This window comes from Nocardia cyriacigeorgica NBRC 100375 (assembly GCF_000308555.1).
Lineage (GTDB): Bacteria > Actinomycetota > Actinomycetes > Mycobacteriales > Mycobacteriaceae > Nocardia > Nocardia cyriacigeorgica.
In genome coordinates, this window is record NZ_BAFY01000328.1 from 1 (window position 1) to 22,612 (window position 22,612).

23 protein-coding genes and 1 riboswitch are annotated in these 22,612 nt (G+C 66.3%); of the genes, 10 read left to right on the forward strand and 13 right to left on the reverse strand.

Going from position 1 to position 22,612, the window contains the following annotated elements; translation table 11 throughout:
- Positions 1-276 precede the first annotated feature (276 nt).
- Positions 277-1,497, reverse strand: a complete 1,221-nt coding sequence (locus RJ05_RS28865) for an MFS transporter (RefSeq protein WP_197731458.1) — start codon at positions 1,495-1,497, stop codon at positions 277-279.
- A 79-nt stretch (positions 1,498-1,576) separates the two neighbouring features.
- On the opposite strand from RJ05_RS28865, the gene RJ05_RS28870 reads away from it, so the two are divergent.
- The gene (locus RJ05_RS28870; RefSeq protein WP_036543402.1) at positions 1,577-1,915 is read left to right on the forward strand and encodes an ArsR/SmtB family transcription factor; all 339 of its coding nucleotides are present in this window, start codon (positions 1,577-1,579) and stop codon (positions 1,913-1,915) included.
- Positions 1,916-1,960: 45 nt separating this feature from the next.
- Here the strand turns inward: RJ05_RS28870 and RJ05_RS28875 are convergent, their stop codons facing one another.
- The 4 genes from RJ05_RS28875 to RJ05_RS33065 all read right to left on the reverse strand — a co-directional run bounded on the left by RJ05_RS28875 (position 1,961) and on the right by RJ05_RS33065 (position 8,181).
- On the reverse strand, positions 1,961-2,671 hold the full coding sequence (locus tag RJ05_RS28875; protein WP_036543407.1) for an MgtC/SapB family protein: 711 nt from the start codon (positions 2,669-2,671) through the stop codon (positions 1,961-1,963).
- 189 nt (positions 2,672-2,860) lie between these two features.
- A riboswitch (M-box (ykoK) riboswitch) is annotated at positions 2,861-3,036 on the reverse strand.
- 153 nt (positions 3,037-3,189) lie between these two features.
- Entirely contained in the window at positions 3,190-5,352 is a 2,163-nt protein-coding gene (locus RJ05_RS28880; RefSeq protein WP_036543410.1) for an elongation factor G-like protein EF-G2, read from the reverse strand.
- Positions 5,353-5,471: 119 nt separating this feature from the next.
- Positions 5,472-7,481, reverse strand: coding sequence for a UvrD-helicase domain-containing protein (locus tag RJ05_RS28885; RefSeq protein WP_051017109.1), 2,010 nt, complete (start codon positions 7,479-7,481; stop codon positions 5,472-5,474).
- Positions 7,482-7,857: 376 nt separating this feature from the next.
- Positions 7,858-8,181 carry an Rv3235 family protein gene (locus RJ05_RS33065; protein WP_036543412.1) on the reverse strand — a complete coding sequence of 108 codons (324 nt, stop codon included), beginning with the start codon at positions 8,179-8,181 and terminating at the stop codon, positions 7,858-7,860.
- Between the two features lie 977 nt (positions 8,182-9,158).
- On the opposite strand from RJ05_RS33065, the gene RJ05_RS28895 reads away from it, so the two are divergent.
- Together RJ05_RS28895 and RJ05_RS28900 are read left to right on the forward strand one after the other, a co-directional pair.
- Positions 9,159-10,910, forward strand: a complete 1,752-nt coding sequence (locus RJ05_RS28895) for a UvrD-helicase domain-containing protein (protein WP_255220977.1) — start codon at positions 9,159-9,161, stop codon at positions 10,908-10,910.
- 4 nt (positions 10,911-10,914) lie between these two features.
- Positions 10,915-11,610, forward strand: coding sequence for a histidine phosphatase family protein (locus tag RJ05_RS28900; protein ID WP_234012300.1), 696 nt, complete (start codon positions 10,915-10,917; stop codon positions 11,608-11,610).
- Positions 11,611-11,795: 185 nt separating this feature from the next.
- On the opposite strand, the gene RJ05_RS28905 is transcribed toward RJ05_RS28900, so the two are convergent.
- From RJ05_RS28905 to RJ05_RS28925, 5 genes are all read right to left on the reverse strand, one after another.
- Positions 11,796-13,466, reverse strand: coding sequence for a bifunctional metallophosphatase/5'-nucleotidase (locus RJ05_RS28905; RefSeq protein ID WP_234012299.1), 1,671 nt, complete (start codon positions 13,464-13,466; stop codon positions 11,796-11,798).
- Positions 13,467-13,590: 124 nt separating this feature from the next.
- Positions 13,591-13,992 carry an NAD(P)-binding domain-containing protein gene (locus tag RJ05_RS32045; RefSeq protein ID WP_324191544.1) on the reverse strand — a complete coding sequence of 134 codons (402 nt, stop codon included), beginning with the start codon at positions 13,990-13,992 and terminating at the stop codon, positions 13,591-13,593.
- Complete coding sequence (locus RJ05_RS32050) at positions 13,878-14,240, reverse strand: NAD(P)-binding domain-containing protein (RefSeq protein WP_051017111.1); 363 nt, start codon at positions 14,238-14,240, stop codon at positions 13,878-13,880. Before RJ05_RS32050 ends, RJ05_RS32045 begins: the two co-directional genes overlap by 115 nt.
- 432 nt (positions 14,241-14,672) lie before the next feature.
- Positions 14,673-14,987 (reverse strand): LSm family protein, encoded by a 315-nt coding sequence (locus RJ05_RS28920; protein WP_036543423.1) that lies wholly within the window; start codon positions 14,985-14,987, stop codon positions 14,673-14,675.
- Between the two features lie 76 nt (positions 14,988-15,063).
- A complete protein-coding gene (locus RJ05_RS28925) occupies positions 15,064-15,720 on the reverse strand; it encodes a hypothetical protein (protein ID WP_249040514.1) in 657 nt (218 codons plus the stop codon).
- A 1-nt stretch (position 15,721) separates the two neighbouring features.
- On the opposite strand from RJ05_RS28925, the gene RJ05_RS28930 reads away from it, so the two are divergent.
- From RJ05_RS28930 to RJ05_RS28945, 4 genes are all read left to right on the forward strand, one after another.
- Positions 15,722-16,849 (forward strand): hypothetical protein, encoded by a 1,128-nt coding sequence (locus tag RJ05_RS28930; RefSeq protein WP_036543426.1) that lies wholly within the window; start codon positions 15,722-15,724, stop codon positions 16,847-16,849.
- Positions 16,849-18,117, forward strand: a complete 1,269-nt coding sequence (locus tag RJ05_RS28935; RefSeq protein WP_051017113.1) for a hypothetical protein — start codon at positions 16,849-16,851, stop codon at positions 18,115-18,117. Before RJ05_RS28930 ends, RJ05_RS28935 begins: the two co-directional genes overlap by 1 nt.
- A 124-nt stretch (positions 18,118-18,241) precedes the next feature.
- Entirely contained in the window at positions 18,242-18,985 is a 744-nt protein-coding gene (locus RJ05_RS28940) for a class I SAM-dependent methyltransferase (protein WP_036543514.1), read from the forward strand.
- A gap of 249 nt (positions 18,986-19,234) precedes the next feature.
- Positions 19,235-19,534, forward strand: a complete 300-nt coding sequence (locus tag RJ05_RS28945; RefSeq protein WP_036543517.1) for an NIPSNAP family protein — start codon at positions 19,235-19,237, stop codon at positions 19,532-19,534.
- Positions 19,535-19,623: 89 nt separating this feature from the next.
- Here the strand turns inward: RJ05_RS28945 and RJ05_RS28950 are convergent, their stop codons facing one another.
- The 3 genes from RJ05_RS28950 to RJ05_RS28960 all read right to left on the reverse strand — a co-directional run bounded on the left by RJ05_RS28950 (position 19,624) and on the right by RJ05_RS28960 (position 20,825).
- A complete protein-coding gene (locus RJ05_RS28950) occupies positions 19,624-19,818 on the reverse strand; it encodes a hypothetical protein (protein ID WP_036543520.1) in 195 nt (64 codons plus the stop codon).
- Positions 19,819-19,989: 171 nt separating this feature from the next.
- Complete coding sequence (locus tag RJ05_RS28955) at positions 19,990-20,190, reverse strand: hypothetical protein (RefSeq protein WP_036543428.1); 201 nt, start codon at positions 20,188-20,190, stop codon at positions 19,990-19,992.
- Positions 20,187-20,825 carry a DNA-directed RNA polymerase subunit beta gene (locus RJ05_RS28960; protein ID WP_249040515.1) on the reverse strand — a complete coding sequence of 213 codons (639 nt, stop codon included), beginning with the start codon at positions 20,823-20,825 and terminating at the stop codon, positions 20,187-20,189. Before RJ05_RS28960 ends, RJ05_RS28955 begins: the two co-directional genes overlap by 4 nt.
- Before the next feature lie 125 nt (positions 20,826-20,950).
- Between RJ05_RS28960 and RJ05_RS28965 the strand changes: the two genes are divergently transcribed.
- The 3 genes from RJ05_RS28965 (at position 20,951) to RJ05_RS28975 (ending at position 22,600) form a co-directional block, all read left to right on the forward strand.
- The gene (locus tag RJ05_RS28965; protein ID WP_036543434.1) at positions 20,951-21,844 is read left to right on the forward strand and encodes a helix-turn-helix domain-containing protein; all 894 of its coding nucleotides are present in this window, start codon (positions 20,951-20,953) and stop codon (positions 21,842-21,844) included.
- Complete coding sequence (locus RJ05_RS28970) at positions 21,841-22,044, forward strand: DUF397 domain-containing protein (protein ID WP_036543523.1); 204 nt, start codon at positions 21,841-21,843, stop codon at positions 22,042-22,044. Before RJ05_RS28965 ends, RJ05_RS28970 begins: the two co-directional genes overlap by 4 nt.
- 208 nt (positions 22,045-22,252) lie before the next feature.
- On the forward strand, positions 22,253-22,600 hold the full coding sequence (locus RJ05_RS28975; protein WP_051017115.1) for a hypothetical protein: 348 nt from the start codon (positions 22,253-22,255) through the stop codon (positions 22,598-22,600).
- Positions 22,601-22,612 lie beyond the last annotated feature (12 nt).

Sequence of the window (22,612 nt, forward strand, 5' to 3'; positions counted from 1 at the left end):
CATCGGCGGTGCGTGGGCCACGATCCGCCGGGCGACGGCGTAGCGATAGAAGGACCGGCCTCGTCCGGATGCTCCGGGCGGGGCCGACCCGTGCGTGACGTCGAGAGCCCTGGTCATCGGATTCGCTGCCGCCCTGCGAGCTGGCCGGTGACAACGATCCGAGCCGCCGCCGAACTGGGGCGGGGGATCGCCGCCGCTAGGCCGCGCCGACATCGTCCGCTGCCGATCGAACGCCGACGACAGCAGGTCGATGTCGGCTACCTGGCACCGCGTCGGTCACACACGCTGCGAATTCCATTGATACGCAGCGATTCCGAGCACGACCGCGAGCGTGGCGAGGACACCCCCGAGCGCCGTCGCCGCAGCGGGCATGCCCCATCCGCTGACGGCGTATCCGGTGGCAACGGTGAGGACCGCGGCCGGAAGGTAGGCACTGATGTTGAGGGCCGCGTTGGCTTCGGCTCGCCGCTGCGTCTCGACGTGCTGGGCGATCAGACGCAGCCCGCCCAGTTGGCCCAGCCCCTGCCCGGTGCCAGCGAGGACGGCGGCGGCTACGAATAGCACCGGGCTTTCGGTGAGGACGGTCAGGATGACGCCCACCATGGCGAACACGGTGCTCGCGGCGCCGAGCGCGAACAAACGATCGACGGTGAGTCCGGTGAGGGCGAGTTGCGACCCGGTCGCGGCGAGAAACATCAGGCTCGCGGCACCGCCGGCCAGCAGCGGCGAGGCAGTGCCTACCGCAAGGATCAGCAGTGACGGCCCGAGCGACAGGACGAAGGACGTGGCGGTCAGGCCTGGCGCGAAAACTGCTGCGCCGCTGGCGATATGGGTACGGTTGCGGCTCGGGACGTAAGGTAGGCGCGGCCACGGAAAACCGGCGGGGCCGGCATGCGGCTGCCGGGCCGGCCGTGGCAGCGGGAGCCGCACATAGCCGATCAGCGCCGCGATCAGCAGCGTGACGTTCACCGTGAACACCGGCAGCACAGGGGAGTCGGTCACCTGATAGACGGCACCGCCCATGAGCGGCCCGAGCCCGGCGCCGAACACCATCGCGACCGACGCGAGCATCGAGGTCGAGCCGCGCCGCCCTTCGCCACCGAGGTCGACGATCGCGGCCATCCCCGCCGAGACCACAATGCCGACCGCGACGCCCACCAGCAGCCGCGCCACGATCAGCGCGGCGACCGTGTTCGCGACCATGAAGAGCGCCGCCGACACCAGGGCGATGAAGATTCCGGGGACGACCACCCGCTTGCGGCCGTAGGTATCCGCGGCCCGCCCGGCGACGAGCAGTGCGCCGATCAGGCCCGCGATGTACGCGGCGAACACGAGGGTGAGCGTCGCCGAGGAGAACCGTATCTGCTGCTGCCAGAACACGTAGAGCGGCGTCGGGGAGTTCGACAGCGCGAACACTGCCGTCACTGCCCAGGCCGCCCGCGCGAGCTGCCATCTCGATCCGACCCGGTCTTCGGCCGCGGCCGCGAGCGCCACCACAGGAACCTCCTTGTACGAAATTTCTCGTACTGGAAGCTAGCAGTACGAGAAAATTCGTACAAGCCGGTAAAGTGGCGGCATGCACGACGAGTCAGAGGAACTGCCCCCGCTGCTGCCGGAGCCCGCGATCGCAGAGATCCGCCTCGAACGCGTCATGGGGGCGCTGGCCGAGCCGCTGCGGATGACCATCGTCCGCAAGCTTCTGCTCGAGTCCGACGCCTTCGATCATCCGTGCGGCTGGTTCGGCTTCGACCGCCCCAAGTCGAGCCTCACCCACCACTTCAAGGCCCTACGTGAGGCCGGCGTGATCCATCAACGGCAGTACGGACTGGAACGCCGCAGCCGTCTCCGCACCGAGGATCTGAACGAACGGTTCCCCGGGCTGCTCGATCTCATCGCGGCCACCGGCGATCAGTGACCAGAACGCGGTGTTCCCGGTCATCGCGTCCGATGCGGCGTCACCTCACGCGCGTACCTCGGCCATCCCGGCGATGCGCCAGCCGACGCTGGTAACCGCTGGTTCCAGGCTCAGCCGGCTCACCGCCGACTCCATTTCCCGGTCGTCGCGCTGATCGCCGACCAAGTCGGCCTGCACCGTTACCTGCCCGGTGGTGTCGCGATTGGCGCTCGACACCGCGACCAGGCGGAAATCGGTCCGGGTCAACGCCTGGACGAGTAGCGCACGCACATGCGGTTCGTTGGCGTCGTCGGTGACAGCGGTGAACACGTACCGCGCTGGGCGTTCGGCTCCCGCCTCGGGCCGACGATCGACGGCCCGGCCGGCGGCGCGCAATGCGATGTTCACGGCCACCACGGCCAGCGTCCCCGCGGCGGCGGTCAGGTACATGCCGGCCCCGGCGAGTGCGCCGACCGCGGCGGCGCACCACAGCGTCGCGGCGGTATTGAGCCCGCGCACATTGAGCCCGTCGCGGATGATGACGCCCGCGCCGAGAAAGCCGATCCCGGAAACGATTTGCGCCGCGACCCGGGTCGGGTCGGCGACCTCACCGTGGAAGCCATGGGCGGACAACAGCACGAACAAGGTCGCACCACCGGCGACCAGCGCGTTGGTGCGTAGCCCGGCCATGCGGGCGCGGTATTGGCGTTCGATCCCGATCAGGGCACCAAGCCCTACTCCGGTCCCGAGACGTAGCAGCATATCGATGGTGGTCATCACAGACCTCTTCCGCTCGGCGCCGCACCTCGCGCCGGCAGGGCGGATCGGCAGGCTCAGCCGATCGCGGGACGGCGCAGGTGGCGGCGTGGTGGCTGTATGGTGACGCGGCATAAATGACTACCGTCGGGCACGACATCCACCTCCCTTCCGTTGCGCCGGGGGAGTGGACCGGTGTCGATCACCGGTGGGCACCACTCCTCGTCAGACCTTCGGCACTCCACGGCGTGACCCACCTGCGTGCGGCGGGAGCCGGTCGGGACCACCCCTTAAGCCGGGGAGGCCTGTCCTGACCCGGGGCGTCTCTCGACGTTCGGGGTCGCCGGCCTGTTTCCGTGAAGGAGCCTCAGCGAACGATGGCACCTGGCGTCGGGTAGTAAACACCTCGGGCACTGCGATCGCAACCGTTCAGCGACATCCGTCACAACAGCCGAGCTGCTCGAACCAGGACGGTCCAGCGCCACGGTCGCCGATGCTCGCGAAGCTGGGCTACCAGCACGCGAGGAGCTCGGGAGACGTCAGGCCGACACCGACTCCTTCCGCACCCGTTCGGCCAGCTGGGCCGGCATCGGATCGTGGCGCAGATAGTCGCGGCTGAAGTGCGCGACACCGTGCGTCAGCGAGCGCAGGTCCACGGCGTAGCGGGACAGTTCCAGCTCCGGGACCTCTGCTCGGATCAGGGTTCTCCCGGTCTCGGCCGGTTCGGTGCCGAGGATGCGGGCGCGGCGCACCGACAGGTCGGTGAGCGCGGCCCCGAGGTAATCGTCGGGCACTTTGACCCGCACCTCCGCGATGGGTTCCAGCAGCTCGATCCGGCCGGCGGCCGCGGCTTCGCGCAGGGCGAGCGCACCGGCGGTCTGGAACGCGGCATCGGAGGAATCGACCGAATGCGCCTTACCGTCGAGCAGCGTGACCCGGACGTCGACCAGTGGATATCCGGTTGCCACTCCACGCGCGGCCTGCGCGCGCACGCCCTTCTCCACCGAGCTGATGAACTGCCGCGGCACCGCACCGCCGACCACCTTGTCGACGAACTCGATCCCCGACCCCTCCGGCAGTGGCTCCACCTCGATCTCGCACACCGCGTACTGCCCGTGTCCGCCGGACTGCTTCACATGCCTGCCGCGCCCGGACGCCTTGCCTCCGAACGTCTCCCGCAGCGCGACCTTGTGCTCCTCGGTATCGACCTGCACGCCGAACCGGGTGCGCAGCCGTTCCAGCGCGACGTCACGATGCGCCTCGCCCAGACACCACAGCACCAGCTGATGGGTGCGGTCGTTGTTCTCCACCCGGATCGCCGGATCCTCGGCCACCAGCCGCGACAGGCTCTGCGACAGCTTGTCCTCGTCGGCCTTGCTGTGCGCGCGAATCGCGATGGGCAGTAAGGGTTCCGGCATCTGCCACGGTTCGATCAGCAACGGCGAGCCGGTTCCGGAGAGGGTATCGCCGGTTTCGGCGTGCCCGAGCTTGGTGACGTAGGCGATATCGCCGGCGACGGCTTCACGCAGCGGCCGCTGCTGCTTACCGAACGGCGCGGTGATCCCGCCGACGCGTTCGTCGGCGTCGTGGTCGGTGCCCGAGCCGTGCCCGCAGATGTGCACGGTGTCGTCGGCGTGCAGGGTCCCGGAGAACACCCGCACCAGCGAGACCCGGCCCACGTACGGATCCGACGACGTCCGGATGACCTCGGCCGCCAGCTCCCCGGACGGATCACAGTGCAGGGGAGTGGGTTTCGAGCCGTTCGCCAGATGCACCGCCGACACCTCGTGCTCGGCCGGTGTCGGGAACCCGGCGGTCATCAGCTCGAGCATCTCCAGGGTGCCGAGCCCTTGCAACCCTTCCTCGGCGGCCGGTGCGGCGAACAGCACCGGATGGAAGCTGCCACGCACCACCGCGCGCTCCAGGTCGGCGATCAAGGTGCTCAGCTCGATCGTCTCGCCACCCAGATACCGCTCCATCAGCGTTTCGTCTTCGCTTTCGGCGATGATGCCCTCGATCAGCCGGTCCCTGGCGGGCCCGATCATCTCCAGCTCCGCGTCGGAGGGCTCCTTCCAGGTGCGCCGCCCGGTCGAGTAGTCGGCGATCCGCTGCTCCAGCAGCCCCATCAGCCCGGTCGCCGGTCGATGCCCATCCGCGGCGGCGGGCCCGTACACCGGCAGGTGCAGCGGCAGCACGTTCTCCGCCGATTCACCGCCGAGCAGCGCCTGACAGGTCCGCGTCATCTCGTCGAAGTCGGCGCGCGCGGTATCCAGATGCGTCAGCACGATGGCCCGCGGCATCTCCACACTCGCGCATTCCTCCCACAACGCCCGCGTTGCTCCGGCCACCCCCTCGACCCCTTCGGCCGCCGACACCACGAACAACGCCGCATCCGCCGCCCGCAACCCGGCCCGCAGCTCGCCAACGAAATCCGCATATCCGGGCGTATCGATCAGATTGATCTTCACCCCCTCCCACTGCACCGGCACCACCGACAACTGCACCGACCGATGCTGACGTTGCTCGATTTCGTCGTAATCCGACAGCGACGTCCCGTCCTCCACCCGCCCCGCCCGGTTCACCGACCCGGTGGCCAGCGCCAACGCTTCCACCAACGTCGTCTTGCCCGACCCGCTTCCCCCGACCAGCACCACATTCCGGATGGCCTCCGGCCGCCCCACCCCGTTCGCTCTGTCCACCATGACTCACCGTCCTCGGGAATCGACACGCGGTTATATCGAGCTTCCCACCGCCGAGGTATTCGCGTCCACGGTTCCGGCGAACCGTTCAGGAGTCGAATTCGCCGAGGTCATGGGCGGGTCTATCCGCTCGGTCCGAGCGTTGTCGCCCGGTTGACGAGATCGCGGCCGTGATCGCGTCGATCCGCCGCGCGAGGGGCGATGAAGCCGACCCAGGCGAAGTCGCGCGCCCTGGTGATGGCGACCATCGTCTGCCGGTCCCAGAGCTCGGACCGTTGCCGATCTGCTCCCGAGGAACCTGGAGTCAAGGGGCGGGGCGGTTCGGTGACGTAGAAGATTCCTCTGAACTCGAGACCCTTCGCCCGGTGCACGGTGCCCACTTTTACGCCTCCGGTGCGCTCGCCTCGGTAGTCCTCCAGGGGAGTGGCGGGAATGCCGGCCTTCCGCAGTCCGTCGATGACCGCGGCAGCTAGCTGACGGCTCGTGGTGATGACGGCGAGTTCGGCTAACGGGGCAGAGCATCCGCGGATGGCCGCGACCAGCGTGGCGTCGAGTTCGTCGACCGAGCCCTGCCAGTCGAAGGTTTCGCCGTCCGGTAAGACGAACCGCGCATCGTTGAGCGCGCATCCGGGGAGTCCTTCGAGCCGACCGAGGGTGTTCAGTGCGTTGACCGTCGCCGCTCGGCGGAATACCGCTTCTCGATTGCGATAGTTCACCCGAAGCAGCACTGTGCGCCCGCGCACGTCGATACCGGCATCGGCTGGTCGGCATCCGCCCTCGTACACCTGTTGCTGGCCGTCGCCGACCAGGAGTAGCGGTGCGTCGTCACCGCCCCCGGCGATGGCATGTGCCAGACGCAGCCCATTGAGGGTGATGTCCTGAACCTCGTCGACGACGACCACGCCGTAGGGCTTCTCATATGGCTTTTCACTCAGCATGTCGAGCGCGAGGGAAATCAGGTCGTTGAAGTCGGAGATCCGCTGTTCCCGGAGGATGTCGCAGTAGGGGAGGTAGAGCTCGTTCCAGACGAGTTCGCGTTGGTCTCGATCCAGATCGGCGCCGCTACGGCCGGTGCGATCGTGTTCCCAATAGTGCGGAAGGTCGGGGATACCGCGCCCTTTGATGACTCGATCGATTTCGGTTCGCCAGTAGTCGGCGCGGGGATCGATGGCTGCGAGGGCCGTTCCGGCGCGGCGCCAGGCCTGCTCGAAGGCTTGGTCCGTCCGCTTGGGTTCGATCTTGATGTGGCCCCGGCGACTCTCTATGAGATGTTTCGCCCATGCGTGTAGTCCGACGAACTCGGCGCGATGGCTGACCTCGCGGGCGAGGCGTCGGAAGTGTGTTCGTTGACTGGCCGCGAGGGTTGTCACGAAGGTCGTGTACAGCGCCGAACCGCTGTTGTGCCGGAGATGGCGGGCCATTCTGTGTAATGCGACCACCGTCTTGCCGGTGCCCGCAGGGCCAGTGATCCGCGCCGGGCCGCGAAAGGTCCGATTGATCAGACCGATCAGTTCCGGGTCTCGAAACGTCGTCCAATCGTCGAGTGGGCGGCCGACAGCCTTCGCCCGCTGTTGAGCCACCAACTCTGCCCGGTCCAGCAATGCCGGCTCCGTGGGGCCGGGCGGCGAGATGTCCATGCGTATCCGGCGATAGTTCGTCGCCCGCGACTCGACCTCGTCCGCGATCGCCCTGGCTCGTGCCGGACTGAAATCCGGTGTCAGCCTCGACAAGTTCGCGGCGAAGTCGGCCAGCCGGGTCGATATGTGCTGGCCGGATGCCGCGACCTCGATGTCGTCGGGCAACAGCAGGATCGTGCGCATGCGGTGAGCGAGGAGGTAATGCCGGTCATTGTGTAGGCCCGCGACGAACGGCCGTGCCTTGCGGGCTATCTCGTCGGTGCGAAGGAACCGCTGCCCGCGCTCGACGAAGACCAGCAGGTGCACTCCGCGGCTTCCGATCAGGATCGCGGCTGCCTCGCTCGCTGGATGGTTGGGTAGGTCCCGATGCACGAGGACGTGCCAAGCGTCGTCGTTCAACGGCACGCTCAGAAAGTTCCGATGCCGCGGGGTGAGGTCCGGGATCTGCCGAAGTATCTGATAGACCCTGGTCCGCCTCGAATCGCTGTTGGTCATCGCAGAACCCCCTTGCTGCTCGACTTCCAGCAATCAACGGTACGGTTAATCTGTTGCAGCCGTGGGTGATTCGACAACGTAGACCAGAACGTAACCATCCCGTGGAGGCCGCCATCCGTGGCGCCCGCACCGCACCGTCCCTGGCATGATGAGGGCCACGTCCGTCGAAGCCGCCCGCCGCCATCCGCTGCGGCTGTGGTCGCGGTTAGTTAGGTCGCACCGGTCTCCCGCACAGCGCACGCCCGCGCCGCATCGGCCGGGATCATTATGATCACTACGCCCGTCAACTCCACGTCCGTCCTCGCCCGCTGCGGCTGAGGCGCCGCAGGGTTCAATCGCCGTGGCGGCCAGTGTGGCCGGTCCGTGCCCGGTGTGATCAGCTCAGCCGCAGTGCGGTCAGGTGCCAGTCTCGGCTACCGGAACGTTCGATGCGGGCGGCGAGCGCCAGCCGACGGGAGCCGCGCAGATATCGAGCGCAGATCTCCGCTGTCTGCTCGTCGATCATCTCCACGTGTAGTCCGGCCAGGACGGCGGAGCCCAACTCTCGGCTCGGTACGAGGTCGGCCCGCACCAACGTGCCGACCGCCGCGACCGTGCGTTCATCGGCAATCCCCGACAGTTGCGAGACGGGTCGCCGATGGTCGAGAACTTCCAGCGCCACCCGCAGCGATCGTTCGGCGGCCAGCCGAGCCTGTTCCAACGCCTCACCGCCGTGATTCGACCTCGCCGCCGAGCACGCCGCTCGGCGGATTCCTGCGGGTTCTCGATGAGTGGATGACGCCGTCCGAGGACGTACGCGACTCCGGCACGGCAACGCTTGCGGGCTCGCCGGTAGCGGTACCCACGAGTCGTCCGGCACGTATGGCCGCGCCGGAGGTTCGTACATGGGAATAGGCAGCAGTTCTATGCGGAACTCATCCATCGGTATCCCCCTCGCAGATGATCGCCGGAGTGCGATCGGCTGAAACCAGCATGGCATTCGAGGAAATCCGTGCGCCAGGCTTAGCACGGGATTCCTCGCATTCCCGCTGTCGTAACGGCGTTTTCGACGCCGACGGCGTGTCGTGCCGACAGGGGGCCAAGAAATTTCCCGTCGGCCACTGTCGGTCCACCGGGGTAGCCACCGTGAACGACGCCGGGGGCGTGGTTGGGCCGCGCAGTATCAGGTGCTGAACCCGCCGACGAGCGTGCCGCCAGGCAGGCCCCAGACCTGTCTCCGCGAACACGCCCGCGGTGCTCACCGCCGCGGCGCCGACCCCAGCGCGGATTGCAGGACCTCGAGCCAGTGGCTCGACGCCGGCCCAGTCGACTGTTCCCGCCGATCCGGGCATCACACCGTGCGAAGCAAATGCAACGACATCTGCAAGAACATTCACCAATTATGTTGAACGGAAGCAGATTTCACTGTTGAAGCTGCAAGGTTCCGGTAAACTTCCTCCTCGGATGCAAACATCATCCGAAAGCAGGGGATCACTCATGACCGACATTGCTCGTGAGCGCAGACGCCGGTGGGTCGAGCGCCAACTCGCGGATCTGCCACGGCTCACGGCGGCCCAGCGGAGATTTCTCTCGGTACCGTTGTCCGAGCGCGATTGGCACCTATTGGTCGATCGCGCCGGCGACAACGAGGGACGAGCGTCAGGGTTCGCGATAGGCCGTACAGGTGTATACGCCCTGGTGTTCACCGATGTGGTCCCCTCACGCGCGTACCTGGCTCGAGTCCGCAAACATGCCGAGGAGGCCTTCGCGGACTTGCTGTTCGGCCGTGAACAGTTCGTCCCGCACATGCTCGACGTCATCTTGTTGATGAGCTCGGCAACGAGGGTGGAAGCGCACGATCAGTTCGTCGCGGTCGACGAATCGACCATCCGCGAAACACTCATCACGGGTGAGACCAAACTGTCGAAGCGTCGTGCCCGCGAGATCGCCTTGTCGGTGTCGGACCGATTGACCTGGTACCAGCGCATTTCCACCGAGTCCGCGCCCACGGCCGACGCGGTGGCGGCCGACGGCCTGTTCGGCGAAACGTCACTGGCAGAGGATGCGAGGGCGAACGGACTGGCGCGCCCTTTCCGCGAGTGGATGACGTTCCTCGACCCGGAGCAGCTCGCGCTGGTGCACGCGAACTTCCACGGCCCCGCCAGATTCAGCGGCCCGGCCGGCACCGGGAAATCGGTCGTCGCGCTGCATCGAATGGCACATTTCGCCAAACACAATCCCGGCCGGCTGCTGTTCACCAGCTTCGTCAAAACCTTGCCCGCCTATCACGAGCAGAGCTTCGCCCACCTGGCTCCGCACGCGCGCGGCCGCGCGAAGTTCATCGGCCTGCACGCGTGGACGATCGACTTCCTGAAACGCCGCGAAGTCCCCTACTACCTCGACTCCACCATTCGTGAAGACGCCTTCGCCCGCGCCTGGAGCCGGGCTCGCGAGGTGCTCGGCCGGATCGAAGGCACCGACTACCAGTATTGGCAAGACGAACTGGACCGCACGATCAAAGGCCGTGGACTGGAGACACGCGACGCGTACAAAGCGATCAAACGCACCGGCCGCGACGGCATTCAACTGCACGGCAGCCGCCGGGATTATGTGTGGGAGCACCTGTATCGGCCGTACCAGGCACGTATGGCCAACCGCGGCGCCGACGATTTCAACGACATCATCCGCAAGGCCATCGATGAACTGCGGGCCCGGCCATTGGACAGCACCGAAGATTACGCCATGGTCGTCGTCGACGAGGTCCAGGATTTCACGCTGATGCAGCTGCGGCTGGTGCACCAGATCGCCGGCGGCGGCCCGGATGCGAACCTGCTCATGGTCGGCGACGGGCAGCAGCAGGTATACGCCGGTGGCTGGCGAATCTCCGATGCCGGAATCCCACTGCAGGGCCGCGGTCGCATCCTGCGCCGGAATTACCGCAATCGAGAAGCGATCCTGCGCTACACCCAGCAGATCGAGGCGGGAAACAGCGTCGACGATCTCGACGGCGGCCAAGGCTTCGTCCTGCGCGACAGCGACTCCGTGCTGCCAGGCGGCGAGGCCACAGACCGATTCGTCAGCCGCGCGGAAATCGACACCGTGCTGGTCCGTGCCATCAAGGACTCCGGCCTGCCGGCCACCGATATCGCCGTCATCGTCAATACCAGGAAGCAGGCCGAGCACTTCCAAGACGTTCTGGAGCAGGCCAACTTCGCGGTGCTCTCGCTCGAGGAATACGACGGCACCCAACTCGACTGCATCAAGGTCGGCACCGTCTACCGGGCCAAAGGCATGGATTTCGCCGCCGTCTTCCATATCGCGGACAAACCCCTCGACACCGGCCACCTCACCGGTGGTGCCCGCGACCGCGCGGAACTGCTCGCCCGTCAGCGATTGGTGGCGGTGAGCCGTCCACGCGACTACCTGTGGGTCGCGTATCTGACAGACTGACACGGTGCACGAAGCGCCCGCCTACCCGCTTGCCCGGCCGACGGAAATCGGCGGTGTCTGGGCGGTCAGGCACGGCCAGAGCACCGTGAACGCGGCCTCCGACGACCCGGACGCCGACACCCGCCCACGCGTCCCGGACTGGACCATCGAGCTGTCCCCGCTGGGCCGGCAGCAGGCGGCGACACTCGGCGAATGGTGGTCCCGGCTCGGCGGCGACCGTCCCCGGCTGGTTCTGTGCTCGCCGTATCTGCGCACGAGGCAGACGTGGGCGGCGATGGAGCAGGCCGCGCGCGGTTCCGGCGATGATCCGGTCGTCGTGGTCGACGAGCGCCTACGCGACCGCGAAATGGGTGCGCTGGAGCTGTGGTCGCCCGTAGCGATCCGGCGAGATGCGCCCGAAGAAGCCGAACGTCGAGCGCGACTGGGGGATTGGTTCTACCGGCCACCCGGCGGCGAGTCGCTCGCCGACGTCACCCTGCGCGTACGCGATCTCGTCAACGATCTCGAAGGCTTTGCCGCACGAACCCAGATCCTGATCGTCGCCCACGACGCGACCATCGCCGCGCTGCGCCGCATCTTCGCCGGTCCGGGTTCGGAATTGCCCGACGAGCTGCCGCCGGTCCCGAATGCCTCTGTTTCCCAGTGGATTCAGGATGGCGGACGGCTGAAGTTGATCCGCTGGGGCGAACGGGTGATCTAGGCGTCCGATCGGCGCCTGGACCATCCGGGTCCTGATCTTCGGCTTGGAGACGATGTGAACCGGCCGACGGCGTCGTGCGGTGCGGCCGAGACGCATGGCCGTGGCGCGACGACCATGGCACCCATCACCCCGACCGATGTCGCGGTGACCTTCAGGCGTTGTATGTCAGCACCGCTGCCGACCGATCAACGCTGTTCGACCCGGACAGCCGGTGGCGCGACCGGACCACGTCCGCTGAGGTAGGCCTCCAATACGTCGAGATCCATGGGTCCCACGGTCAGATCGGTCCCACGCGTGAACACGCTGAACCCATCACCACCGGAGGCGAGGAAGTTGTTCGTCGTCACCCGATACACCGCAACCTCGTTCAACGGTTCGCCGCCGATGCGGACACTGCCTTTGTCGACCTTGTTTCCGGCCGGCGCCGCATCGTCGTAGGCGTAGGAGATGCCCGCCACCGACAGGACGATCGGCTTGTCCGGCTTGCTCCACTGCTGTTCCAGCAGGTCCACGATCTGCCGCCCGGTCAGGCTGACAGTCACCACCTGATTGCCGAACGGCTGCGACTGGTAGATGGCGCCGAATGTGATCGGACCCGCCCCGATGTCGGCGCGCACCCCGCCGGGGTTCATGACGGCCGCTACGGCCTGCGCGGGCCCGGCGGTGGCGGTGAGCATGGCGTCGGCGATCAGGTTGCCCAACGGCGATTCCCCGCTCGGCGCCGCCGATTTGGGCAGCGGCTGCGCGGCAGTACCCACCACCCGCTCGGCCCTCGGCGCGGCCTCGGCGGCGAAGAAGTCGATCAGCTCGACGGTCGCCGGATCGGGCGCCACATCCCGGGTCACCACCCGGTTGACAGCCTGCACGTCGACGCCACCGTCGCCGAAACGCAGCGTGACATCGGTGATCAGCCGCCCATACGACGCCGCCTGCGTCACGACCTTCCCGTCGAATTCGCACACGTAAGACTGGTGACTGTGGGCGGTGAACAGCACGCGCACCGCAGGATCAGTGCGCCTGGCCAACTCGGGCACGTTCGGCGTGATGTTCGCGCACCCGTTGTAATCGGCGTCGGGCACCTGCTGCTTCCCGCCGTCGTGCACCAACCCGACGATGACCTCGGCACCCGCGCCGATCATGTCCGGCACATGACGGTTGATCGCCTCCGCCGGATCGCCGAAGCGGTAGCCGCGAATGCCCTCCGGGAAAACTATCTGCGCGGTTTCGGGCGTCACGACACCCACCACACCGATCTTGTGCCCGCCGACCTCGACCATCGTCCACGGCCGAAGCCCAGGCGGCAGCCGGCCCTCACTGTTGGTCATGTTCGCCGCCAGATACGGAAACTCCGCCCCGGCGAACGGCGCGCCGGGCGAGCACCCGTCGAGCGCGCATCCGCCCTGCTGCATCCGAGCCAGTTCGATGACGCCGTCATCGAGTTCGTGGTTCCCGACCGCCGACGCCGCAGGCCACAACGAGTTGAGATACGTCACCGTCGGCTCCTCGTGGAACAGCGACGACACCAGCGGACTTGCCCCGAAATTGTCACCCGCCAGCAGCACCGCACTGTCCGGGTAGGCGGACCGCAGCCTCGCGAGGTGGGTAGCCAGGTAGGCGGCCCCGCCCGCGGCATGACCCGCGATCTGCCCATTCGATCCTTCGGGCGGTTGCAGGTGCCCGTGCAGATCGTTGAACCCGAACAGGTGCACTTCGCCGGGCTCGGGTTCAGGCAGATCGTCCGTCGAGACCAGCGAGGTCGTCTCGGGTGAAGCCGGTGGCTCGGAGGCGCAACCGGCAAGAAGGCTCACACTGAGCAGTCCGGCGCAGACGGCGACGATGCGATGACAGACGCTCATGCGTTCCGACGGTGCCAGATCCGGTGGGCCGGAATGCGACGGAGGGGTGAATTCTGGAGCATCCCTCGCCCGACAATGCTGTCGCGGCCAGAACTGTTCGTGTCGATGCTCGAGTCCGGCGCCCTCATCGGTTGGTCAGAGATGCCGTGACACCAGAACCGGGAATCAGCCGGAATCGGCTCGGTGGTCGCATACCGCAGCAGGTACGTGACGCCAGGATGACTTCCGCGTGTGATGCTAGTTCCACGGCGATCTGGAATGCCGAATTTCCTGAGCCGATCACGACAACACGCTGTCCTGCAAAGGCTTCCGATGGCCGGTAGTCGGCACTATGCATGACCTTGCCGGTGTAGGTATTCAGTGCGGGAATGTTCGGACGGTGCGGATTGCCGAACATGCCGGATGCCGCGATCACCACCGAGGCAGTGAATTCCGCGCCCCCGTAGCCTGTATGCGGTATCCGCCGTCGATGCGCGTCACCGTGTGTACCCGCTGTCCGGTGCGTACCGTCAACTCTTTCGCGCACTGGCGCACGTAGTCGGCGACTTCGTCGCGGGTCGGGTAACGGTTCGGGTCGCCCGGGAAGGGCCGTCCGGGCGGGCCATCGAGATGAGCCGGAGTGAACAGCCGAAGGCTTTCGTAGTAGTGCGGCCACGATCCCGCGGTGTCGTCACCGGCTTCCAGCACCAGCGGGCGCAGCCCACGGTCCTGCAGCGCCAGTGCGGCCGCGATACCGGCCTGACCGGCGCCGATGGCGATTGCTGAGGTATCCATGACGGCCCGATCGTGACAGCCCCCCGGACCTCGGCGCAATCGAATTACATCCGTGATCGACCGCCTCACCGGCACCACCCATCCCATGAGAGAATCATCGACGTTTCACAAGTGAATGGAGCAAGATGAGAATCGCCGCTGTTCTCGGGACGTCCGCTGTTGCTGTCGGGCTGGTCCTTTCGGTTCCGGTGCAGGCTTCGGCTCAGCCGGGGCCGGGATGCCATGAGTCCTATGACCCTTGCGTGCCGATCACCTCCGACGTGGACTGTGCCGGTGGGAGCGGGAACGGACCGGAGTACACCGGGCGGGTGCGGGTGATCGGGCCGGATGAGTACGACCTCGACCGCGACAGGAACGGAATCGGCTGCGAGAACAGCTGATTCCAGGCTGGCCGGGTCCGGGCCGCAGGTCCGGACCTAAGGCCTCGGCCCGTTACCCTCCGGGCTGCAACCCGGAAGAGATCTCAACTACCACCTGCGAGTCGGTCACCTCACGCACCGTAACCGTGTTCCCCTCGGCGGACCCCGATTCACCCACCGGAACAGACACTTCCTGCCCGCCCACCGAGAGGGTGACCATATTCCCCTCCACCGAGACCACCTTGACCTTCAGCCCAAGGACGTTCGCCTCAGCGTCGACCCCGCGCTCGAATGTGATAACGCAGCCCTCGACCTTGCACTCACTCTTGTACCCGTCACCCTGCATCGTGCAGGCACCCGCACCGAACGCGGTCAGAGTGGCGAACATGGACGCTGCGATCAGCCGTCGAACAAACACCCGACCAGTGTAGATCCGCACCCACCGCGCCGGTGCTCCAAACCGCTCAGTCCTCCGGATCAGCCATCACCACCACCCGGTCCTCCGCCGGCGTGTACCCGAGCACCGGATGCTCGACGTCCCCCTCGGCGTGCATCACCACTTCCTTCCCCAGCAAGCGCCCGATTGTGCCGAGAAACCCGGCGAGCGCATCAACCCCACCCTGCCCCTGCAATTCCTGTAGATCGACATCGAACTCGACCTGCGACTCGAACCACGGCCGAAAAATCGCCAGCAACTCCGGGGTCACCCGAACATGCAGGCTGACGACCTCCTCATCGCCACCCCGCCCCAACACCTCGGCTGCCGTCGGCAACGGCCGCACCTCATCGCCTACCCGGAACTCCCACTCCCAGCCACTCGACCGGATCAGGTCGAACACGGCCTGCCAGTCCTCGATGTTGGTGTCGTGGACGTAGATGTCCGGTAGCGCACCCATGACAGCGGGATCGAAGAAACTCTTGACGTCGTCCCATTTCAAATCCGACATGTGTTCATCATGGTCGAGCAGGTGCGCGTCCCGGCGATCGGAGTGTCGGTCACGGCGCTCGCGAGCTTGCCTGTCGGCCGCTCTCTCCACGCCAATCGACGGAGCACGTTGCGGCACGATCGTTTCCAGCAAGTCGGCCCCTAACGAACCGAGCCCGGAAACCGACAGTGCCACTGTGACGACGATCAACGACGACGACATCGCGGCCGAACTGCACCTCGATGAGGGTGAAACCTACCTGCTCGCAGCCCTGCAAATCATGATGCTCGACCGCGACATCGCAGCGGAGAAGCGCGTACCCGAAGCCAAGATCGCGGCCCGCGACGCGGCTGCGTCGTCAGCGGTCGAGCTCCTCGGGCAGCTCACCGATGCGGCGCCGCAGTGGATCCGTGCCTATGCGGAGGCAAGTTCGACCACTGTTGATGCAGTGCTCAACGCACCCGCTGAGCTCTGCGGACACGTCACCGACCGCAAGCGCGCCGTCCTGTTGATGATCGAATTGCTGCTCTTCTCGCCGTGGGCAGACGGCAAGCTCAAGTGGGTCGAGAAGGAGCGTCGCCAGTCGCTGCGGGTCGCCTCGGCGATGTTCCCGGGCCTGCGTGAGGACGACCTGCCGGTCATGGAGCGCGAAGCCGCAGCGATCATGCGTCGTCTGCGACGGGCCTCCATCAAATGGGGTCGTGTCGCGGTCGTCTCGGTCGCCGGGCTCGGTGCCGGACTGCTCACCGCGGGATGGGCTGCGCCCGCAATCGGGGCGGCCGTCGGCGGTGCCATGGGATTGTCCGGTGCCGCCGCGACCTCCGCCGGCCTGGCGGCGCTCGGCGGCGGATCGCTCGCGGCCGGCGGTTTCGGTGTCGCCGGTGGCACCGCGCTGCTGACCGGATTGGGCGGAGTAGCGGGCGCGAGCGTCGGCGCGGCCGGCGCTCGTCTGTCGCAGCGGACGGCAGGACAGGTCATCACCGACGCCATCAAACTGGACCTGGTCACCCGGATGATCTTCGAGGAAGACGACGAGAAGGCCCGCCGCGTGGCCGAGAGCCTGCAGCAGCGCATCGTCGAGCTCGCGACCCTGACCAACCGGCTCGCCGAGGAAATCCGCGAATTGTCCAAGGACAAAGCCAGACTCACCGCCGAGAACCGCGAACTGCGCAAACGCCTGCGCCAGCAGTACGAGGAAGCTCAACTGGCCGAAACTGCCCTCGACATCGTGGTCGGCCGGCTCTCCGACGAATCCAGCGATCTCCCCGCCGACGCGGACGAAGACGATGACCCCGACGCCGTCCCGGCCAAGGCCGACGCTTGATGGACGAGCACCTCGAACGCAACTTCGACACCCAGAACCGTCGCCTCGACGACATCGAATCGACCCTCCGCGCACTGCTCGACGGCCGCGACGTCGACCCGCTCCCGGTCCCGGAAACCGCCTGCCCACAAAGCTACGAACAACTGACCCACGAAAACGACCGCCTCCGAGCCGACCGCGGCTGGGTCGAGATCGACCTCGACGCCGCGCTGACCGCCGAACAACGAGCCGCGTTCGAACGCTGGCGAAGCAGCACCCGAAGCGAATGGAGCACAGCCGATCTCGCTGCGGTCGGCGTTGCCGGACTGATCGGAATGACCGCCACGTGGTTCGACACCCGAGTCGACGCCGGCGTTCTCGGGCAACTCCAGAAGCTCGGTCGAACGAAACTGCTCCGGACATGGGACAAGGCCGGCAAACGGCTACCCATCGATTACATGGGTCCGGGCTTCGGCGGCAAGGCTCATCGAGTTCGCTCCGCCGGCCACGACCTGTTCCGGATCTTCGAATCCACCCGGCAGATCATGGACGCCGAATTCCGCGGCACCCGCTGGGCCGACGGCAAAAAGTCGACCGTCCGAGTCTCCGGTCGCTTCCGAGGTGACCTCGACAACGTCGCCGACGCCCTGATCGTCCTGCTCAAACACCTGGCTGCCGACATGGTCACCCCCATGGGCCTCCCCATGCCCGGCTCATCCCTGCTCTACGAGCTGAACGACCGCGAGCTGAGAAAGCTCATCCACCAGGCATACCAGGGCACCTCCACCGGGAACGGCCTCAACCTGCGCTCCGGAATCCTGTCCGCCGGATTACCCGCGATCTGCACCGAGGTGATCATCCGGCTGCACACACACGCGGCCGCCTACGAGCTCACCGGCTCGACAGCTCTGGACCCAGCCCAGAAGTCCCTCCGAGCCGAGCTCCTGCTCGCCGCTCACTCGATGGTGGGCGCCGCGTCGATAGGCAAGTCCGTCGCCCGAGCTCTCAGCTTGGACGGCGACAAGAAGTATGCGGCGGTGCGTCATGTGAACGTGCCGGTCCTGCTGAGGACGGCTGGACTGGCGGCGGTCGTGGTGCGCGACGCCAGGTCAAGGGGCGCAAGCGGCGCGGCTTCGTGGAATGAGTTGATGTCGAGGACGACGGCGCAGTCGTCGCTCGTGACAGCGGTGGAGTTGGCGCGGGTGATGGAGGACGGGGAGGGTTCGAATTCGCAGCCGCTCGATATAAAGCCCTGGTTGGCCCGCTTGGGCGACGTTAGCGACGGGTAAGTGTACCCAGGCACAGGCCCTACGTGGGCGGCCCGCGACTGCCCACGCATGGGTTTCGAGCGCCGATAGATACCGTAACCAGCAGAGATGGCACGCTTTTCGGCTAGTCGGCAGGATGGAGCGCATGCCCGCAGCTTCCGAGAGTTCGGTCAAGGCCCCCGAAGTGCCCGTGGAAAATGACTACGACAGCTTCGCCGAGGGCTACACAGCCGAAACCGAAAACAACCTCATCAACGGCTATTACGCGAGACCTGCGATCATCACGCTCGCCGGAGATGTGGCCGGTAGACAGATCCTCGACGCAGGTTGCGGCTCCGGCCCGATATTCGCAGCGCTGCGTGACCGAGGCGCCATCGTGACCGGCTTCGACTCCAGCGCCAAAATGGTGGAGTTGGCCCGGCGGCGCCTCGGTGCGGACGCCGCACTACACGTCGCCGATATCACCGGCCCGCTTCCGTTTCCCGACGGCGCCTTCGACGACGTCATCGCGTCACTGGTGCTGCACTACCTGGAGGATTGGGCCGCGCCGCTGGCCGAATTGCGGCGCGTACTCAAGCCCGGCGGTCGACTGATCGTGGCCGTCAACCATCCCTTCGTCTTCAAGCTGGGCTATCCCGACGCCGACTACTTCGCCACCGTCAAGCACTCCGAGGAGTACACCTTCGACGGTCAGAAAGCCGTGCTCACCTACTGGCATCGGCCACTGCACGCGATGACGGACGCATTCACCGCAGCCGGCTTCCGCACAACAGTGGTCAGCGAACCACCACCGGCGCCGGAGGCTCGGGACGTCTTCCCCGACACTGTGCCGAAGTCCTCATCCGGTAGGTTCCTGAGCTTCCTGTTTTTCGTTCTGGAAGCCACCTAGCGAGCCCTGCGTCGTACCCGGTGCGCGCCCTTCGGAAAATCTCGCGAATCAGCCCGAACGGTGGCGAACCGGCTTGTATCCTCGGCGATCGCGTCCTCACACAGGAACGGTCTGCGATCGGCGAACCACGCGATGGCCTCCTGCTGGCGGACGAGCATTTGCTCTGCGGTGCACACAGACTCACTCTCCTTATTGAAAAGTTTTCCACGCCATCGAGCTGCCCCGACGCCACTGATGAAGGAAGCGGATATGCCACGAACAACCCAGTTGCGCACATACACGATCCGCGAAGGTCTCCTGGACGATTGGGCGGTCAAGTGGCGAGACCTGGTGGTTCCGTTGCGCCTGGAACTCGGCTTCGAGATCGGTGGTGCCTGGGTCGATCACGAACGTAGCCAGTTCATCTGGCTGATCACCTATGAGGGTGATGACACGTTCGAGGAAGCCAATAAGCGGTACTGGGCATCGCCGAGACGAGAAGCGCTCGGACTTGATCCCGCGGACTACCTGATTGCGCGGGATGTCCGGGCGGTAGAAGCTGTTCAGTGAGCAGGACCAGTCCCGAGGATCGCTGACGCCGATGCTCAGCGTTTGCCCTCAGGCGTTCTGATCGTCAATGTCGTCTACGCATCGGACGCCTATTCGCTCAGGTAGCGCTCGACCTCGCCGAGAGAAGCCGATTCGAACAGCCGCTCAGCGTCGTCGAGGTCCACGAGAGTCCAGCGGTTGGGTTGTTTCGGCTCGGCAATCAGCTGGTACCCGGCGCGGCGGGCACGTGCCATCAGGAAGCACAGGCGGGCGGTGTCCGGGGCGACCCGGTGATCGTCGGTCACTGCGGCCTCCCGTTTGTGGTCTGCCACTTCCGCAAGGCCTCGGCAATGCGCGTCAATTCGGTGAGGTTCGGTGGTGGTTGGCAACCCAGACGGACTCTCGGTGCGGGTATCCGGGTTCGGCCGGGCTCACGTCGCGGCAGTTCGTCGAGCATGTGTACCTCCGGGTACTGGTTAGAAACCCATATGCGGGCGGTCGGCCGGCACCATGCGGTGCGCGGCTACCAGGCGGGCTTTGGCTTGTTGCTTGATCGGGCAGACCGCGATCGGGCATTCGATGTGCTGCTGCATGACCGCGTGGGCGAGTTCGATGGTCATCGTCGGCACGCGGCGGTGTTCGGTGATGGAGAGCCCGAACGTGCCCGGTGACGTCATCGGACGGGCACGTAGGTCGGGATGCTGCGCCAGCCGGTGCGGGCGGTACAGGCGCGGATCGAGTCGATGACTGCCAGCCCGGATGGGCGGATGGTGCAGGGCGGGAGGTGGATCCAGCGGCGGAAGAGCTCGCCGCGGTCGCTGGGGGAGGGGAGCGCGATGGTGGCACCGGTTCGGACGATGGATACGTTGAGGCGGAACATCTCGGCGAACAGGGCAGTCTCGTCGGGAATGTCGGGCTCGACGAGGAAACTCCAACGGCCCGACCGGACATGAGAGATGATCGGCCCGCCGCCGATGCCGGCGTCGTGGTTGCGGCAGCGGTCCAGGTCGGATTTGACGGCGAGCCCGAGGGCCGCTGGCATCATCAGCGCCCAAACCTGCTCTGCTCGTAGAACAATGCGGCCGAGTTCGGGTGGGTGAATCCATGCCGGCAGGCCGCAGACGTCGCGGTAGTACTGGCAGCGAGTGCGTGGCGTGTCGCCGAATGGAACATGCTCCATGGCAAGGACCTTCGGAGTTCGAGGGGTTGATGGGAGCGCCCGGCCCGGTGCGATGACGGACACACCAGAGCGGGAGTTACGGAACGGTTTCGGGGCGTCTCCCTGCCGGGCGCAGATCCAGTTGACCACCATCGAGAGCCGTCGGGAACATTCCTGAGGGATTTTTCGCGATCCGGCGGCGAAAGTTCCCGAGCACCGTCACAATTGGTTCCAGTACGAACCCGAATCGTCCGCGCAACCCCTTACGGAGCACCACGATGACCGCGAGTTCGACCACGACCAACTCCACGCTTCCCCGTCGCATTCTCGCGGGACTACTCCGTGAGAAGCGGATAGCCGCCGGGATCTCCGTGGAGGCCGCCCGGCAAGCGATCGGCGTCTCGAAGCAGACGTTCTGGAGGATGGAGACCGGGCAGCCGACGAAGATCAATCCGCTGTTCATCAGCCATCTGGCGCAGATGTACCGGGTGGACGCCAGGGATACCGAGGTACTGCTGGGCCTGACTGAGGAGACGCACGCGAAGGGCTGGTGGCACGCCTTCGGGGAGGCGATCCCGAAACACTTCGACCTGTATGTCGGCCTCGAAGACGCCGCCAAGAGCTTCAGCTCGTACCACACGATGCTGCTGCCGGGCCTGCTGCAGACCATGGACTACCGACGTGAGGTGATCTGGGCAGAGTTCCCCGGCATGACAACCGAGGAGGTGGATCTTCGACTGGAGCTGCACAAGAGGCGGCTCGAGCGGCTGCACAGCCGAGAGAACCCACTGGAGCTGAACGTGTTGCTGGACGAATCGGTGCTTCGCCGCCGGATCGGGTCGCCGCAGATCATGGCGGACCAGCTGAACCATCTGCTGGCGACCGACCAATTGCCCCACGTATCGATCCGCGTCGTGCCGCTTGACGGCCGGCGGCACAAGGGCGTCGTCACCGGCCACTTCGTCATCCTGGAGTTCCCGAACCACCCGACGGCGAACCTCACCGACCCACCGGTCATCTACGTCCAGGGCTTTACCGGCGCGCTATACCTGGACAAGCGTGCAGAGTTCGAGCAGTACCGCGATGCGTATGCTGACATTCAGCGTGTCGCGTTGGATGAGGCCGAGAGCCGTCGGTGCATCCAGGCAATAGCAGAGGAGTGGGTTCGGTGAGCGTTGATCTATCGGGAGCGCGTTGGTTCAAGAGCAGCCACAGCTCGGGGAGCCAGGAGTGCGTCGAGGTCGCTCATGTGGACGCGGGTGTCGGGGTGCGTGACTCGAAGAACCCCACCGGCCCCGCCCTCGTCTTCACCCCGGTGGCCTGGGGTGGTTTCACCGCCGCTGTCCGGCGCGGCGAACTCGGGCCGGCCTGACTCCTGGTCGGGGGCCGGCCAGGCTCGGGATCGCATTCGAAGAAGAGCGGCGCGGTCACAAGTGAGGGCGACGACAATCTTGGTCCGCGGTGCCGTTGCGGCATGCGTCCTGTTCGCACCGATCGCCTGCACAATGCCGGGAACGGATCCACAGTCGGAGGGAACCGCGACAAACCGATACGGCGACACTCGGACCGACACTGCTCCGTTGGTGAAGTACTTCCCCGCCATCGGCAATCCCGAGTCGGCACAGTGGGTCACGTGGAGTAACGCGCCGGAGCGCGCACCCGGCCCCACGATCTATTGGATCGAAGCGGTCATCAGGCTGACCCCGGCCGATGCGGACCGGCTTCGGTACACCTACGATCCGCCGCCGGCCCCGACGAGCCCCAGGCTCACATCGCAGATTCAGCAGGCAGTCCCACCGGGCCGCTACCTGTCCGGCCTCGAGCTCGACCGGGCGCTGCGGAGTGGACCGGAGTGGCGCGGGAACGCCACCGGATACCTGCAGGAGGGCGCACCGATCCTGGTGCTGATGGGATCGGCTGGAGGTTGATTTCCGGCAGCC